Source organism: Sphingopyxis sp. H053 (assembly GCF_001468225.1).
Taxonomy (GTDB): Bacteria; Pseudomonadota; Alphaproteobacteria; order Sphingomonadales; family Sphingomonadaceae; genus Sphingopyxis.
The window spans coordinates 40,494-56,482 of sequence record NZ_LNRU01000011.1 but is presented as its reverse complement, the minus strand read 5'-3'; the positions used below and the strand labels follow the sequence as shown (position 1 = coordinate 56,482).

Annotated in this window: 16 protein-coding genes; 8 read left to right on the top strand and 8 right to left on the bottom strand. The window is 67.4% G+C overall.

The genetic code is table 11. From position 1 onward, the window contains the following. Positions 1-10: 10 nt before the first annotated feature. Genes ATE70_RS19225 through hemC form a run of 5 tightly spaced genes read right to left on the bottom strand, consistent with a single transcriptional unit; the run spans position 11 to position 4,937 of the window. The gene (locus ATE70_RS19225; protein ID WP_058539308.1) at positions 11-1,144 is read right to left on the bottom strand and encodes a CaiB/BaiF CoA transferase family protein; all 1,134 of its coding nucleotides are present in this window, start codon (positions 1,142-1,144) and stop codon (positions 11-13) included. After that, positions 1,137-2,339 carry an acyl-CoA dehydrogenase gene (locus ATE70_RS19220; RefSeq protein ID WP_058539307.1) on the bottom strand — a complete coding sequence of 401 codons (1,203 nt, stop codon included), beginning with the start codon at positions 2,337-2,339 and terminating at the stop codon, positions 1,137-1,139. Before ATE70_RS19220 ends, ATE70_RS19225 begins: the two co-directional genes overlap by 8 nt. Positions 2,340-2,387: 48 nt before the next feature. Beyond that, the gene (locus tag ATE70_RS19215) at positions 2,388-3,284 is read right to left on the bottom strand and encodes a hypothetical protein (RefSeq protein WP_058539306.1); all 897 of its coding nucleotides are present in this window, start codon (positions 3,282-3,284) and stop codon (positions 2,388-2,390) included. Positions 3,285-3,303: 19 nt separating this feature from the next. Beyond that, positions 3,304-3,993: a uroporphyrinogen-III synthase gene (locus tag ATE70_RS19210; RefSeq protein ID WP_058539305.1), complete on the bottom strand. Its 690-nt coding sequence runs from the start codon at positions 3,991-3,993 to the stop codon at positions 3,304-3,306. Next, positions 3,990-4,937, bottom strand: a complete 948-nt coding sequence (hemC, locus tag ATE70_RS19205) for a hydroxymethylbilane synthase (protein ID WP_058539304.1) — start codon at positions 4,935-4,937, stop codon at positions 3,990-3,992. The genes ATE70_RS19210 and hemC overlap by 4 nt, the downstream gene beginning before the upstream one ends. A gap of 143 nt (positions 4,938-5,080) precedes the next feature. Between hemC and tsaD the strand changes: the two genes are divergently transcribed. From tsaD to ATE70_RS19190, 3 genes are all read left to right on the top strand, one after another. Further along, complete coding sequence (gene tsaD, locus ATE70_RS19200; RefSeq protein ID WP_058539303.1) at positions 5,081-6,115, top strand: tRNA (adenosine(37)-N6)-threonylcarbamoyltransferase complex transferase subunit TsaD; 1,035 nt, start codon at positions 5,081-5,083, stop codon at positions 6,113-6,115. Between the two features lie 11 nt (positions 6,116-6,126). Beyond that, positions 6,127-7,119: an NAD(P)H-dependent glycerol-3-phosphate dehydrogenase gene (locus ATE70_RS19195; RefSeq protein WP_058539302.1), complete on the top strand. Its 993-nt coding sequence runs from the start codon at positions 6,127-6,129 to the stop codon at positions 7,117-7,119. A 76-nt stretch (positions 7,120-7,195) separates the two neighbouring features. Continuing rightward, positions 7,196-8,728 carry a lipopolysaccharide biosynthesis protein gene (locus tag ATE70_RS19190; protein WP_058539301.1) on the top strand — a complete coding sequence of 511 codons (1,533 nt, stop codon included), beginning with the start codon at positions 7,196-7,198 and terminating at the stop codon, positions 8,726-8,728. Positions 8,729-8,731: 3 nt separating this feature from the next. Here the strand turns inward: ATE70_RS19190 and ATE70_RS19185 are convergent, their stop codons facing one another. Beyond that, positions 8,732-8,989 carry a hypothetical protein gene (locus ATE70_RS19185; protein ID WP_058539300.1) on the bottom strand — a complete coding sequence of 86 codons (258 nt, stop codon included), beginning with the start codon at positions 8,987-8,989 and terminating at the stop codon, positions 8,732-8,734. Positions 8,990-9,045: 56 nt separating this feature from the next. Continuing rightward, on the bottom strand, positions 9,046-10,044 hold the full coding sequence (locus ATE70_RS19180) for an adenosine kinase (RefSeq protein WP_058539299.1): 999 nt from the start codon (positions 10,042-10,044) through the stop codon (positions 9,046-9,048). 109 nt (positions 10,045-10,153) lie between these two features. On the opposite strand from ATE70_RS19180, the gene ATE70_RS19175 reads away from it, so the two are divergent. Both ATE70_RS19175 and ATE70_RS19170 read left to right on the top strand, forming a co-directional pair. Then, entirely contained in the window at positions 10,154-10,837 is a 684-nt protein-coding gene (locus ATE70_RS19175; RefSeq protein ID WP_058539298.1) for an EI24 domain-containing protein, read from the top strand. Beyond that, complete coding sequence (locus tag ATE70_RS19170) at positions 10,834-11,211, top strand: hypothetical protein (protein WP_058539297.1); 378 nt, start codon at positions 10,834-10,836, stop codon at positions 11,209-11,211. Before ATE70_RS19175 ends, ATE70_RS19170 begins: the two co-directional genes overlap by 4 nt. Positions 11,212-11,231: 20 nt before the next feature. Here ATE70_RS19170 and queG read toward each other — a convergent pair whose 3' ends face one another. Further along, positions 11,232-12,296 (bottom strand): tRNA epoxyqueuosine(34) reductase QueG, encoded by a 1,065-nt coding sequence (queG, locus tag ATE70_RS19165; protein ID WP_058539296.1) that lies wholly within the window; start codon positions 12,294-12,296, stop codon positions 11,232-11,234. 66 nt (positions 12,297-12,362) lie between these two features. Between queG and ATE70_RS19160 the strand changes: the two genes are divergently transcribed. The 3 genes from ATE70_RS19160 (at position 12,363) to ATE70_RS19150 (ending at position 15,949) form a co-directional block, all read left to right on the top strand. Beyond that, positions 12,363-13,319, top strand: coding sequence for an ABC transporter ATP-binding protein (locus tag ATE70_RS19160; RefSeq protein WP_082639744.1), 957 nt, complete (start codon positions 12,363-12,365; stop codon positions 13,317-13,319). After that, positions 13,316-14,608: an ABC transporter permease gene (locus ATE70_RS19155; protein ID WP_058539294.1), complete on the top strand. Its 1,293-nt coding sequence runs from the start codon at positions 13,316-13,318 to the stop codon at positions 14,606-14,608. Before ATE70_RS19160 ends, ATE70_RS19155 begins: the two co-directional genes overlap by 4 nt. 90 nt (positions 14,609-14,698) lie before the next feature. Further along, a complete protein-coding gene (locus ATE70_RS19150) occupies positions 14,699-15,949 on the top strand; it encodes a cytochrome P450 (protein ID WP_058539293.1) in 1,251 nt (416 codons plus the stop codon). Positions 15,950-15,989 lie beyond the last annotated feature (40 nt).

The following is a 15,989-nucleotide window of genomic DNA, read 5'->3' as shown; positions in this document are numbered from 1 at the left end:
GCCCCTTTTTCTATGGGCTGAGCGGAGGCGCCCCGGTGCGCGCAACCATGCGCTCGCCGTCGATGACGATCGGGCTGGCGAGCCCGTCGACGCTGGCGCCGTCGGGGCGGAAACGCATCCCGCGCGCCTGAACCTGCGGATCAGCAAAAACGCTCGCGATATCGTTGATCGGCCCCGCCGGCACCCCTTCGGCCTCGAGCGCCAGCGACAGCGGTAGCGCGTCCCATGTGGCGATCTTCGCCGCCAGCAGCGGGATCAATTCGGCGCGGTTCGCAAGCCGCGCCGCATTGGTCACGAAACGCTTATCGTAGGCCCAGCCGGGCTCGCCCAAGATCACACATAATTTACGAAACTGGCCGTCGTTGCCGACCGCAATCACCAGCTGCCCGTCGGCGGTCGCGAACGCCTGATAGGGCACGACATTGGCGTGCCCATTGCCCATCCGCCGCGGGGAAACGCCACTCGCGAGATAATTCGCCGCCTGATTGGCGAGCACCCCGACCTGGCAATCGAGCAGCGCCATGTCGATATGCGCACCCCCACCCTGGGCATCGCCTGTGGCGTCACGCCGCCGCAGCGCCGCGAGAATCGCGACCGTCGAATACATGCCGGTGAAGATGTCGGCATAGGCGATTCCCGCCTTTTGCGGCGCGCCGTCGGGCTCGCCGGTCAGCGACATCGCGCCGCCCATCGCCTGGATGATGAAATCATAGCCGGCACGGTGCGCATAAGGCCCGGTCTGCCCAAAGCCAGTGATCGAACAGACGATCAGGCGCGGAAAGTCTGCACACAAGCTCGCCGGATCGAGGCCATATTTGGCGAGCCCGCCGACCTTGTAATTTTCGATGACGACATCGGCGTCGGCGATCAGCGCGCGTACCGCGGCCTGCCCCTCAATGGTCGCAATGTCGATCGCCACGCCTGTCTTGCCGCGGTTGGTGCTGTGATAATAAGCGGCGCCGAGATTCTTGCCGCTCTCATCCACAATGAACGGCGGGCCCCAGCTGCGCGTATCGTCGCCGGCGCCCGGCCGCTCGACCTTGACCACCTCGGCACCCAGATCGGCGAGCAATTGCCCGCACCACGGCCCCGCGAGCACCCGCGCCAGTTCGACGACGCGGATGCCCTCTAATGGCTTAGGCAAAAGCCGAAATGCCGGTGATCGCGCGGCCAAGAATCAGCGCATGGACGTCGTGCGTGCCCTCATAGGTGTTCACCGTCTCGAGGTTCACCGCATGGCGGATCACATGATAATCGGCCGAGATGCCGTTGCCGCCGTGCATATCGCGCGCGACGCGCGCGATATCGAGCGCCTTGCCGCAATTGTTGCGCTTGAGCAGGCTGATCGCGTCGGGAATCAGGCGGCCTTCGTCGATCAGCCGGCCGACGCGCAATGCGGTCTGCAAGCCCAGCGCGATTTCGGTGAGCATGTTGGCCAGTTTCAGCTGGACGATCTGGTTCGCCGCGAGCGGCCGCCCGAACTGCTTGCGCTCGCCGGTATAATTGCGCGCCGCTTCGTAGCAGAATTCGGCGGCGCCCATCGCGCCCCAGCCGATGCCGTAACGCGCGCGGTTGAGGCAGCCGAACGGGCCCTTGAGCCCCGACACATGCGGCAACAGCGCATCCTCGCCGACCTCGACCGAATCCATCACGATTTCGCCCGTCACCGACGCGCGCAAGGACACCTTGCCCTCGATCTTCGGCGCCGAAAGCCCCTTCATCCCTTTTTCGAGCACGAAGCCGCGAATCGCGCCGTCATGCGCCTCCGACTTCGCCCACACGACGAAGACGTCGGCGATCGGCGAGTTGGTGATCCACATCTTCGCGCCCTTGAGGCGGTAGCCGCCCTCGATCTTCTCGGCGCGCGTGCGCATCCCGCCCGGGTCGCTGCCCGCATCGGGCTCGGTCAAGCCGAAACAGCCGACGAGTTCGCCCGAGGTCAACCCGGGCAGGAACTTCCGCTTCTGTTCCTCGCTGCCATAGGCGTTGATCGGATGGATCACGAGCGAGCTTTGCACCGAACAGGCCGAGCGATAGCCCGAATCGACGCGCTCGACTTCGCGCGCGATCAGCCCGTAACTGACATAGTTGAGCCCCGCACCGCCATATTCGGGGTCGATCGTCGCGCCGAGCAGGCCGAGCGCGCCCATTTCGGACATGATCTCGCGGTCGAAGCGCTCGTCGAGAAACGCCGAGGTGACGCGCGGCAACAGCGCATCGGTCGCATAGGACCGCGCCGTATCGCGAACCATCCGCTCCTCTTCGCTGAGCTCGGCGTCGAGCTGGAGAGGATCGAGCGGGTCGAGCGCTTCGATGCGCTGCGGATCGGCGAGGGCCATGGAACGGGCTTTCTCTCTAAACGGCGGGCAGCCCTACCGGATTGCGCGCTATGGGGTCGGATCGGCCGCGTTGCGGGCGATCGCGGCAGCGGGGCTGTCGCGCGGCTCCAATATCGCCGCCGTCTCGATCAGGTCAAGCGCACGCCGTGCCTCATGATAGCGCCGCGCATCGATCACCCACTCCCCCGCGACCTCCGACCCGGGCATCGCCTCGACCTCGGCGATCGCGAGGTCGGCTTGCCCGGCCGCGAGATAGCGCCGGGCGCGGTCGAGCCGTTCTGAGGCGCGCGGCGACTGGGTTCCGGCGGCACGCACCACGAACAATTCGCCCAGCTCGCGGCGCAGCCCGGTCCACAGGCTGCCGCTTCCGTCGCCGCCGCGCCCGACAAGCTGCGGCCCCATCGCATCGAGTTCGGCGCGCAGCTGTTCGAGCGTCACCGGATCGCGCGACGTATCGATGATCGTCTTGACGGCGTTGGGCTGGTCGTCGCCGAAGCGCAGCCGCAGCTGCGCGTCGAGATAGCCCAATGACAGCCCGCGATCGAGCGCGCGGCGCACGGCAAAGGCGACGAGCAGCCCCTCGGCGCGCGATGCGTTGCCCGACGCCGATTCGGCCTCGAGCGTGATCCGCGACAGGCGCTGTTCGAGTTCGGCGACGCGCGCCGCGAGCGCATTGGCGCCGTCGATCGGCGCGACCATCAGCGGCGGCGCGTTAGCCCCGCTTTTTGCGGCAAGCGGATTGGCCGCCCCCGCGGGCGCCGCGACCATTTTCGCGGTGGGTGGTAAGTTGTTGCCCGTCAGCCAGCGATTCACAGCCCATCCGCCGCCGGCGATACCGATCAGAAGCAGCAGGAAGGCACCGATGGCGAGAGCGCGAAACGATAGTCCCCTTTCGGGTACTGCCTCGTCCGCCGACGAGGACGTGTCGATGCTGTCGATTGCCATGTTTCTCTTTCGAACGACCCTATTTTGCACCCTTGTGCCACAAAGCACGCGCTTGTGCCAATATTGCGACATCGTCGGGCTGTCCCGCGATGGCCAGATCGCGCCAGCCGTCGCCCGCCGCCGCCGCCGCCGCAGGGCTGATCGCGACAAGCGACAGGTGCGCGCGCGCACCGCCAACGAGCTGCGAAATTCGCTGGGCGGCGCGCGCCGAATGCGCGAGCAGGATCGCTGGGGCGGCGATCAGTGCGTCCCATTCCGCCGGCACCGGGACGGGATCGACGGCATAGCAGGGCAGCGCCGTAATCATCGCCCCCCGTGCGTCGAATTCCGACCGGTCGGAGCCGCAAAGCCAAAGAATATTGTGGATATTTTCTGACGTCATATCGTCAAGAAGCCGCTGTGCGCCCGATGATCCGGTCATCGCCACCGTCAGACCCGCGGCCTCGGCCGCGCGCGCGGTTGCTGCACCGACGGCATAGACGGGCAGCGACGCCAGCTCGGCCAGTCCCCGCCCCGCCAGTCTTGCGGCAAAGGCGCTGGTCAGCAGCAGCGCGTCGAAATCTTCGGGTGCCGGCGGGCTCCAATCAAGCGCGCGCGCGGCGAAAAGCGGTATCGCGCGGGCGTCGAACCCCAGTTTTTTGGCCCGCTCGACCGTCGCTGCATTGCCCGGCTCGGGTCGCGTGGCGATCAGCGGCGGGCCATCGGTCATGCCGCGAACAGGCTCCGCACGCTCTCGGGCGCCTCGCCGAGCAGGCGATGCGCCAGCGCCGCGGGCGCATCGGAATCGGCAACAAGAATGTGCCCGGCGGCATGTTCGGCCCCATCGTCGGAGAAAATCTCGGCATCGAGCCGCAGCGTGCCGTCATCGCGCCAATGCGCATGGGCGGCGACGGGCGAGCGGCAGTCGCCGCCAAGCGCCGCCAGAAACGCGCGCTCGGCCGCAACGGCAAGATGCGTCGGCGCGTGATCGACCACCGACAGCAGCGCGCGCGTCGCCGCGTCGTCGTCGCGGCATTCGATCCCGATCGCGCCCTGCGACGCCGCGGGGAGCAGCAGGCTCGCTTCCTGTACCAAACCGACGTCGTGCATCCCCAGCCGCTCGAGCCCCGCCGCCGCGAGCAAGGTCGCATCGGCATCGCCCGCCGCAATCTTCGCGAGCCGCGTCGCGACATTGCCGCGCAGCAGCACTGTTTCGAGGTCGGGACGGATCCGCTTCACCTGCGCGGCGCGGCGCGGGCTGCTCGTCCCGAGCCGCGCTCCCTGCGGCAGGTCGGCGATCGTCGCCGCCTTTATTCCCTCGCGCACCACCAGCCGGTCGCGCGGGTCGGCGCGTTCGAGCATCGCGCCGAGGAAAAAGCGCGCGTCGCGGATCGTCTCGACATCCTTCAGCGAATGGACCGCGATATCGATCGTCCCGGCATCGAGCGCCGCATCGAGCTCGCGCGTCCACAACGCCTTGCCGCCCACCTCGGCGAGCGCGCGGTCCTGGATCTTGTCGCCCGTCGCGGTCATCGGCACGATTTCGAGCGCCGCCATATCGATGCCATGGCTGGCAATCAGCGCCGCAGCCGCCATATGGGCCTGAGCCATCGCGAGCGGCGAGGCCCGGGTGCCGATACGCAGCGGGTTTTCGGGGGTCGGAAGTCTATTCATCGTCCCGCTGCTAGAGCATTTCCAGAAAAAGTGGGAACCGGTTTTTCGACTGGAAATGCTCCGACATCATCAGGAGCCTTTTTAAAGGCTCCGCCGCGGCTTGCCCTGCCGATAAAGGGGCGGGTAAAGGAACGCGCAATAATATGACCCTGATCCTCGGCCTTGAATCGAGCTGCGACGAAACCGCGGCAGCGCTCGTCGACAGCGATCGGCGCATTTTGGCGCACCGCGTCGCGGGGCAAGAGGCCGAACACAGCCCCTATGGCGGCGTCGTTCCCGAGATCGCGGCGCGCGCGCATGTCGACCGGCTGGCGCCGATCGTCGAGGGCGTGCTCGCCGACGCCGGCGTGTCGCTGGGCCAAGTCGATGCGATCGCCGCGACCGCCGGGCCAGGGCTGATCGGCGGGGTGATGGTCGGGCTCGTCACCGGCAAGGCGCTCGCCCACGCGGCGAACAAGCCGCTGATCGCGGTCAACCATCTCGAAGGCCATGCGCTCAGCCCGCGCCTCGTCGAACCCGGCCTCGCCTTTCCCTATCTGCTCCTGCTCGTCTCGGGCGGCCATTGCCAGCTGCTGCTGGTGAAGGGCGTCGGCGATTACCGCCGCCTCGCGACGACGATCGACGATGCCGCGGGCGAAGCCTTCGATAAGACCGCGAAGCTGCTCGGGCTCGGCTATCCTGGCGGCCCCGCGGTCGAGCGCATCGCGAAGGACGGCAATCCGCATGCGGTGCCGCTGCCCCGCCCGCTCGTCGGCAGCACCGAACCGCATTTCTCCTTTGCGGGGCTCAAGAGCGCCGTCGCGCGGGCCGCTGCATCGGGTGCGCACGGCATTCCCGACCTTGCCGCCTCGTTCCAACAGGCGGTCGTCGACTGCCTCGTCGACCGCAGCCGCATCGCGCTCGCCGCCTGCCCCGATGCGACCGCTTTCGTCGTCGCGGGCGGGGTCGCCGCCAATGGCGCGATTCGCGGCGCGCTGACCGATCTCGCGGCGCGATTCGACAAGCCTTTCGTCGCGCCGCCGCTCTGGCTCTGCACCGACAATGGCGCGATGATCGCCTGGGCGGGCGCCGAGCGTTTCGCGGTCGGCCTCACCGATCCGCTCGACACCGCCGCGCGCCCGCGCTGGCCGCTCGACCCCGAGGCCGAAGCCGTGCGCGGCGCCGGAGTAAAAGCATGACAGGTGAAAGCATGACGTCATATGCCAGATTCGGCGTGATCGGCGGCGGCGCGTGGGGCACCGCGCTCGCGCAGCTTCTCGCCGCCGATGGCGCGCCCGTCCGTCTGTGGGCGCGCGAGGAAGACGTCGTCGCGGCAATCAACGCCGAGCATCGCAATCCGGTTTTCCTTCCCGGCGCCGCGCTCTCGCCCTCGCTGACCGCGACCGGCGCGCTTGCCGACATGGCCGATCTCGACGCGCTGCTCGTCGTCGTCCCCGTGCCTTTTCTGCGGGCGGTGCTCGCCGAACTTCCGCCGGGCGACGCGCCGCTGATCTTTTGCAGCAAGGGCATGGAGGCGGGCAGCTTCGCCTTTCCGATCGACATGGCGCGCGATCTCGCGCCGTCGCGGCCGCATGCCGTGCTCTCCGGGCCAACGTTTGCGCACGAAGTCGCTGCGGGTCTGCCGACCGCGATCACCCTCGCTGCCGCCGACGCCGATCTCGCGGCCGGGATAGCGCAGGCGCTCGCACGCCCGCATTTCCGCCCCTATGTGTCGACCGACGTCATCGGCGCCGAGATCGGCGGCGCGGTCAAGAATATCCTCGCGATCGCGTGCGGTATCGTCGACGGCGCCGGGCTCGGGCTCAACGCGCGCGCCGCACTCATCAGCCGCGGCTTTGCCGAAATGACACGCTTCGGACTCGCGCGCGGCGCGCAGGCCGAAACGCTGGCGGGCCTCGCGGGCCTCGGCGACCTCGTCCTCACCTGCACTTCATCGAACTCGCGCAACTTCGCGCTCGGCCAGGGGCTCGGGCGCGGTGAGGCAGCCGAGATACTGATGGCCGACCGCCGCACCGTCGCCGAAGGGGCGTTCAGCGCGCCCGTGGTCGCAGCCGCAGCGCGCGCCGACGGCATCGACATGCCGATCACCGACACCGTGGCGCGGCTGGTTGCCGGCGAAACGCGCGTCACCGACGCCATTCAGGCCTTGCTCAGCCGCCCGCTGCGACCCGAAGGGCGATGAATATCTTCGCACAATTGCCTGCACTCCCCGGCCACGCTAGACTGACGGTCAGGGCAAAGCAGAAGGGGCGGAAGGCTTGAGCCAGACGGACAGCGCAGCCGCGCCCTCTTCACCTCCCGGCACGCCCCCGGGCGATGCCGACACGGCCGCGCTCGCCAAGGGCGGACGCACCAATTTCTTCGGCTTCATCCTCCGCCTCGTCGCGCGCCTGCCCTTCCTCTATGTCGCGGGCCGCTGGTACGGGCCCGAGGCGGTCGGGCGCTTCGCCTTTGCCGTGCTCGTCATCGAACTAATTGCGCAGCTCGCGACGCTCGGCCTCAAGCGCGGCCTCGCCGAACAGCTCAGCGCCCCCGGGGCCGACCAGCGCACCGTCGTATGGGACGGCATGTTCGTCGCCTTTGTCGCGTCGGCGGCCGGATCGGTGCTGTTGGTGCTGTTCCCGCAACTGATGTTCCCGTCGGGCGGCATCGACAGCGCTGATCGCTGGATGGCGCTGCTGGTCTTCGCGATCGCGGGCACCGATATCGCGCTCGCCGCCTGCGCGTATAAATTCGACGTCGGCGCCACCGTTCGCGCCCGCGCGGTGGTCGAGCCGTGGGTGATCAGCATCGCCGCCGCCGGATTCTTCTTCGTGTCGAAGCGCGACGGGCTGATGCTCTCCTACGCCGCCGCAATGCTCGGCGCCTTCCTCACCGCGCTGATCCCGATGCTGCGTCATTATGGCGGACCGCGGGGATGGCAACCGCATCCCGCGCACCTGATCGCAGTTGCGCGGCGCAACGCGCCGCTCGCCGCCGCCGACGCGATCGAATGGGGCACGCGCCGCCTCGACCTCTTCATTCTCGGCCAGTTCACTTCGCCGACGATTTACGGCATCTATTATATGGCGCAGCAGGTCGCCTCGCTGCCGCAGAAGCTCAAAACCAGCTTCGAGCCGATCCTCGGCCCCGTCATCACGCGCAACCTCGCCGAAAAGCGGCTTGCCGCCGTGGCGGCACAGGTCAGCCAGGTCGGTTTCTGGATCATCGCCGCGCAGGCCGGCGTCGCGCTCGCGCTCGGCATTCCGGGCGAAGCGGTGATGGGGCTCGTCGGCCCCGAATTCGTCAGCGGCACCGCCGCGCTCGCCTTCCTGCTGGCCGCCGAGGTGGTCGCCGCAACCGCGGTCGTCAGCGAGGCGGCGCTCGTCTATGTCGCGCGCCACCGCAATTTGCTCATCAGCATCGCGACGCTCGCGCTGCAGGCGGGGCTCAGCGTCGCGCTGATCCTGATCGCGAAATCGATGGGCCTGCCGCCGATCTATTACGCCGGCGCCGTCGCGCTCGCGCTGATGCTCGCACTCGGATTTGCGTCGCTGGTGAAGGCACGACTGCTTGCGCGGATCCTCGGCGCGCCGGTGAACAGCCTGCGCTGGGCGCTCGTCTGGGCGACCGCGGGCGCAACCATCCTCGGCTATGGCGCGACGCAGCTTCCCGAATGGGCCGAGCTCCTGATCGGCGTGCCCTTCATTCTCGGCATCTATGGCTGGCTGATCTGGACGCGCGGCTTCGGCCCGGCGGACCGCGAACTGTTCAGGAAACACCCCGAACCCGCCGCGGCGCCCGCAGGCTGATCCTTAATCGACCGCTTTCTGCGCCGCGTCGCCGACATTCTCGGCGGCATCGCCGACCTTTTGCGCCGCTTCGCTGACCGCGCCGCTCTGCGCCTTGTCGTTGGCGAGGAACTGGAAGGCGAAAAAGGCCGCGACCAGAATCGCGACGAGGAAAATCAGCCCCATCCCGAACCCGCCGCCACGGCGCGGTTCGCGGTCGATGACCGTGGTCGTGTGCGTCGTCCCGTCGGGATCGCGCGTCTCGTGAATTTCGTCGGCCATAAGAATCTCTCCCATGCTGTCTGGCGCATAGGACGCTCCATGGCCGACGAAGGTTCCTAACCCAGTCGTTCGGCGATCTTCGCCTTGAGGTCGGTCTGCGCGCGCGGACCGACCTGCGCGATGATTTCGCGCGCGCACACGGCGCCCATCGTCAGGCAATCGGCAATCGGACGGCCCTGCGCCTGTCCCGACAGGAAACCCGCCGCGAACAGGTCGCCCGCGCCGGTGGTGTCGACGACCGTGTCGATCGGCTCGGCACCGACTTCGGTGCGCGTCCCGCCGGTCAGCGCGATCGCGCCATGCGAGCCCCTTGTGACGACGAGCAGCGGCACCTGCGCCGCAACGGCGGCGACGGCTGCTTCGAAATCGTCGGTTTCGGCGAGCGCGCAAATCTCGACCTCGTTCGCGAAGAGGATGTCGAACAGTCCCTCGGCGATCAGCTTGCGGAAATCGGCGCCGTGACGGTCGATGATGAACGCATCCGACAGCGTGAAGGCGACCTTGCGTCCCGCCGCGCGCGACACGTCGATCGCGCGCCGCATCGCTGCGCGCGACAGCTCGGGATCCCACAAATAGCCTTCGAGATAGAGAATCTCCGAATCGGCGATCCACGCTTCGTCGATCATTGCCTGATCGAGCAGATGGCTCGCGCCGAGGAAGGTGTTCATCGTGCGCTGGCCGTCGGGGGTGACGAGGATCAGGCAGCGCGCGGTCGGCGCGCCTTCGCTGAGCGGCGGGGTTTCATAAGCGACGCCAAGCGCGCGCAGGTCGTGCGTGAAGACATGGCCGAGCTGATCGTCGGCGACCTGGCCGATAAAGCTGCAACGCTGGCCGAGCGCGGCCATTCCCGCCAATGTATTGGCCGCCGAACCGCCCGACATTTCGATCGCGGGTCCCATCGCGGCATAAAGCCGTTCGGCTTCTTCGGCGTCGATCAGCCGCATCGACCCCTTGGTCAGACCTTCGGCGGTGATCAGCGCATCGTCGGCGCGGGCGATGACGTCGACAATGGCGTTGCCGATGGCGACAACGTCGAAACGGGCGGTGGAGGCCATGAAAAATCCTGTGATGCGTGGAAAAAGCTGCCGCGCGCCTTAGGCGGCGGGGCCCGCCAAGGCAAGCATAACGCTTGACCCGCGCCGCGACGGCCACCATCCCCGGACCATGGCCCGCGCCGTTCATGCTTTTCTGCTCGCGCTAAGGGACTTGCCGCAGCCCCGCGTGATGCGCGTGCTGGCGCAAAGCCTCGCGCTCACGCTCCTGCTCCTCGCCGTTTCGGGCGCCGCGATCTTTTTCGCGACCCGCTGGGCACTGGCGCACTGGAAGTGGCTCGACAAAGCGCAACTCGACATGGCGGGCATATTGATCGTTCTGGTCATCATTGCGGGAAGCTGGTTGCTCTTCCGCGCCGTTGCGATCGTCGTCGTCGGCCTGTTCGCCGACGGCATCGTCGCCGATGTTGAGGGCCGCCATTATCCCGCCGCCGCAAGCCAAGCCGTCGATGTCGGCTGGCGCCAGAATATCGGCCTCGCGCTCGCTTCGCTGGTGCGGCTCATCGGCGGCAATCTGCTCGCGCTGCCGGTCTATATCCTGCTGCTCGTCACCGGTATCGGCACCCCGATCTTCGCCCTGCTCGTCAACGCATTGCTGCTCGGCCGCGATCTTGAGGCGATGGTGCTCGCGCGCCATCCGGACCGTCCACGGCTCGACCGGCCGGCGCGCTGGTCGCTGGGGCTGCTGTCTGCCGCAAGCTTCGTGGTACCCATCGCCAATCTATTGGCGCCGATTCTGAGCGCGGCTATGGCCGTACACATGCTGCATCTGCGCAATGGGGACCAGAAAAGATGATCGAAAACCGCCGCCTGGCCGCCATCGCCGGTCTCGCTTTGACGCTCGGCGCGTGCGCCGGCCCCGCGATCCCGCGCCCGTCAACCCCATCCGCGGCGACCCCACCACCGACAACGGTGGTCCGGCCGGTGCAGAATAATGCGCTGATCGGCAACAGCGCCGATGCGATCGGCCGGATGTTCGGCAAGCCGCACCTCGACGTCACCGAAGGCGCCGGCCGCAAGTTGCAATTCGCCGGGTCGAACTGCATCCTCGATGTCTATTTCTACGCCCCGCGCGCGGGCGCGAATCCCGTCGCGACGCACGTCGATGCCCGCACCCCCGATGGCCGCAACGCCGAAGTGAACAGCTGCGCCCAGTCGTTCCGGCGCTGATCGCCAACCCTTGTCAGGCGTCATGACGCCAGTTCGGCGAGCGCCCAGAGCGCCGCATCGGCGACCATCGGCGATTCATCCTTCGCCAGTCGTTCGAGCACCGGCACAAAACGGACATCGCCGCTGTTCCCCGCCGCGATCGCGGCATTGCGCACCATCCGCCCGCGCCCGATCCGCTTGATCGGCGACCCCGCGAACACCTGCCGGAAATCGGCATCGTCGAGCGCGAGCAGGTCGGAAAGCGACGGCGCGACCAGTTCGGCACGCGGCAGAAAGGCGCGATGCGCGTGCGCGGTTTCGGCGAATTTGTTCCACGGGCACGCCGCAAGACAGTCGTCGCAGCCATAGATGCGGTTCCCGATCCCGCGCCGCAGCGCGACCGGGATCGGGCCATTATGCTCGATCGTCAGATACGAGATGCAGCGCCGCGCATCGAGCCGGTACGGCGCCGGAAAAGCCTGCGTCGGGCACGCGTCCTGACACGCCGAACAGCTGCCGCACGTATCGCGGCCCGGCCTCGACGGCTCCAGCTCCAGCGTCGTGTAGATCGCGCCGAGGAACAGCCAGCTGCCATGATCGCGGCTGACGAGGTTGGTGTGCTTGCCCTGCCAGCCGAGCCCCGCCGCCGCCGACAGCGGCTTTTCCATCACCGGTGCGGTGTCGACGAACACCTTGACCTCGGCGTCCTTCACCTCCGCCACCAGCCAGCGCGCGACCGCTTTCAGCGCCTTTTTGACGACGTCATGATAGTCGCCGCCCTGCGCATAGACCGAGATGCGCCCGCGACCCGGATGATCGGCGAGCGCCAGCGGATCGAGCGCGGGCGCATAGCTCATGCCGAGTGCGATCACCGATTTGACCTCCGGCCACAGTCCCCTGGGCGATCCGCGCTGTTCCGCGCGGCTTTCCATCCAGATCATGTCGCCGTGGCGCCCCTCGGCGAGCCATTGGTCGAGCCGCGCCGCGGTCTCAGGCGCGGCATCGGCATGCGCGATCCCGAACGCCGCGAAACCATGCGCGCGCGCGACGGCTTCGAGCCGGTCTTCGAGGGAAGGCGTTTCCAGAGGCAAGGCTTCGGCAACCATTGCCGCTCTATACGCGAGCGGCCTTGCCGTGCCATAGTTTGGTGAGCCAAGATTGGGGACCCGGGTTTGAGCGATTTCAGCGTCGAGGCGAATGGCCTCACCAAATATTTCGGCAATTACAAAGCGGTCGATCATGTGTCCCTCGCGGTGCCGACGGGCAGCATCTATGGCGTGCTTGGTCCCAATGGCGCGGGCAAGACGACGAGCCTGCGCATGACGCTCGGCATCATCGACCCCGATGAGGGCACAAGCCGTCTCTTCGGCGGGCAGCGGCCGCAATCGGTACGCCACCGGATCGGCTATCTTCCCGAGGAACGCGGGCTGTATCCGGGCATGAAAGCGCGCGAGGCGATCGCCTTCATGGGCGCGCTGCGCGGGCTCGACTGGTCCGAAGGGCGCCGCCGCGCCGCGGGATTCATGACCGAACTCGGGCTCGAACGCGTGATCGACGAAAAAATCCGTAAAATGTCGAAGGGCATGGCGCAGATGATCCAGCTGATCGGATCGATCGTCCACGCCCCCGATCTCATCGTGCTCGACGAGCCTTTCTCGGGGCTCGACCCCGTCAATCAGGAGCGGCTCGAAATGCTCGTGCGGCGCGAGCGCGACCGCGGCGCGACGATTCTGTTTTCGACGCATGTCATGGCGCATGCCGAACGCCTCTGCGACCGCATCGCGATCATCGCGCGCTCGGCGCGCCGCTTCGAGGGCAGTGTCGACGAGGCGCGCGCGCTTCTCCCGATGCAGGTGCGTTACACGCCGCGAACCGCGGGCGATTCCGCCGGCGTCGCCGCGAATCTCCCGGCGGGCGCAGAGCTGCGGGGCGACGCCTGGCATTTCGCGATCGAGGACGCCGATGTTGAGCCTTTGCTCGCGCGAATCACCGCGAGCGGTCATGGCGTCACCGGCCTGTCGATCAGCCGCCCGGCGCTACACGACGCGTTCGTCCATATCGTCCGCCAGGTCGACGCGGGATTCGACGCCGATGCCACCGAGGACGCCGTAGAGGAGGCCAGCGCATGACCCCCTTCATCCGCAGCATGTTCGTCGTTGCGCGGCGCGACTTTCTCGCGATCGTCGCGACGCCGACCTTTCTCCTCTTCCTGCTTGCCCCCTTGTTCATGGTCGCGATGGGGCTCGCCGGCGGCGTCGGCGCATCGCAGCTTGCCGACAGCGCGCGCGGCGCCGGCCGCATCGTCGTCGTCGCCGATCCGGCAGATATCGAGGCGCTTCGGGCCTCCGATCAGCGCCTCCGGACTGGAATGACCCGCGAACCCGCACCGCTCGATATCCGGATCGCCAGCTCCGTCAACGGCGATCCCGTTGCGATCGCCCGCAAAAAGGGCAGCGACACCTATGCCGTCATGAGCGGCCCGCTGACCGCCCCCCGCATCGTCGAGCGCGAAAAGGAGAGCAGCGCGGGCCGCTATCTTGCGCTGCTTGCGGGCGATGTGCTGCGCGCGCGCGCCGCCGGGCCGATGTCATCCATCACACCCGAATTCGAAGCGCTATCGAGCGGCGGCACCAGCATCGCGGTGCAACAGTCGCTCGGATTCGGCGCGGTTTTCATCATCTTCCTCCTGACCTTGCTGCTGGCGGGCCAGACGGTAAGCTCGCTCGCCGAGGAAAAGGGCAACAAGGTCATCGAAATCCTCGCCGCCGCGGTGCCGCTCGAAAGCGTCTTTCTCGGCAAGCTGCTCGGCATGCTCGGCGTCGCCGTGCTCTTTATCGCCTTCTGGATGATCGTCGCGATGGGGGGCGGGCTGATCGCCGCGACGCAGGTCGACCCCGCCGCGATCGCCGCCGCGGGCAAGGCCGGCAAGGCGACCGCCGCGCTCGTCTCGATGCCCGCGACGGGCTGGCCTTTCTTCCTCGGCATCGGTTTCGCCTATTTCATCCTGTCCTTCCTCCTGCTCGGCGCGGTCTTCCTCGGTGTCGGCGCGCAGGCGGGATCGGTGCGTGAAATCCAGATGCTCAGCCTGCCGATCACCATCTTCCAGGTCGGCATGTTCAGCCTGTCGGCCGGCGCAGCGAGCGCGCCGGGCAGCGGCCTCGCCCAATTCGCCCAGATCTTCCCCTTCTCCTCACCGCTTGCGATGGCTGCGCGCGCCGCGACCGACGATGCCAAGGCGGTCCATTTGCTCGCGCTCGGCTGGCAGGCGATCTGGGTCGGGCTCGTCATCTTCCTGTCGGTCCGCCTGTTCCGGTCGGGCGTGCTCAGCGGCGGCAGCGGCTGGAAATTCTGGAGCCGGAACAAGGCTGTTGCGCCTGCCGCGGCGGCTGCGCAGGCCGCTTCGTCCCAGTCTCATTGACAAAGCTGTTAGCAGTGGCATTCTGCAACTGATTTCGCCGACGGCGGCAAGCGTCGCGGCGAGTCCTTTGCAAAGAGAGGAGGCCCCCCGATGGCGACTGCAGCGAAGCCCCAGCCTGTCACCCCCCAGCCTGTCACCCACGCCTATGACATGAGCCCCGCCGCGATCTATTCGGAAGATCGCTGGCAGGAGCCCTTCGCCGAACTTCGCAAATTGGGCGGCATCGTGAAATGCGAGGACAGCGTCCACGGGCCCTATTGGAATATCGCGAGTCACCAGGCGATCCAGCATGTCGAGGCGCTGCCCGACATCTACAGCTCCTCTTGGGAATATGGCGGCATCACGATCCTAGAACGCGACGAGGACGAGGATTTCCGCCTGCCGATGTTTATCGCGATGGACCGGCCGCAGCACACCGACCAGCGCCGCACCGTCGCCCCCGCCTTCACCCCCGCCGAAATGACGCGCCTGTCCGAAGATATCAGGAACCGGACCGGCGAAGTGCTCGACGGCCTGCCGTGGGGCGAGGCGTTCGACTGGGTCGACCGCGTGTCGATGGAACTGACGACGCAAATGCTCGCCATCCTGTTCGATTTCCCGTGGGAGGATCGCCGCAAATTGAGCGAATGGTCCGACTGGATGGGCGACGTCGAACTCGCGCAGAAACCCGAGCTCAAGGAACAGCGCCGCGCGGTGCTCGAGGAAGCGTTCGTCTATTTCCAGCGGCTGTGGATGGAAAAGCTCGACCAGCCGCCGACCCCCGACCTGCTCTCGATGATGCTGCACAGCGAAGCGATGAGCCACATGGACAAATATGAGTTCATCGGCAACCTCGTCCTCCTGATTGTCGGCGGCAACGACACGACGCGCAATACCATGTCGGGGCTCGCTTACGGTCTCGACCAATATCCCGAGCAGCGCGCGAAGCTCGAGGCCGATCCGGCGCTGATTCCGAATGCGGTCAGCGAGATCATCCGCTGGCAGACCCCGCTCGCGCATATGCGCCGCACCGCGCTCGCCGACACCGAGCTGTTCGGGCACAAGATCGCCAAGGGCGACAAGCTGATCCTATGGTATCTGTCGGCGAACCGCGACGAAAGCGTGTTCAGCGACGCCGACGACATCGACCTGACGCGTGAAAACGCGCGGCGGCACCTGTCTTTCGGCTATGGCGTCCACCGCTGCGTCGGCGCACGCCTCGCCGAATTGCAGCTGCGCATCCTGCTCGAGGAAATGGCGGCGCGGCGCATGCGCGTGACCGTGACGGGCACCCCCGAGCGCGTCCACGCCTGCTTCGTCCACGGTTTCCGGTCGATCCCCGTCCAGATCGAGAAATATTGACGCGCGCTTGTAACCCTTCGGCCCCGGCGCACGTATCGAG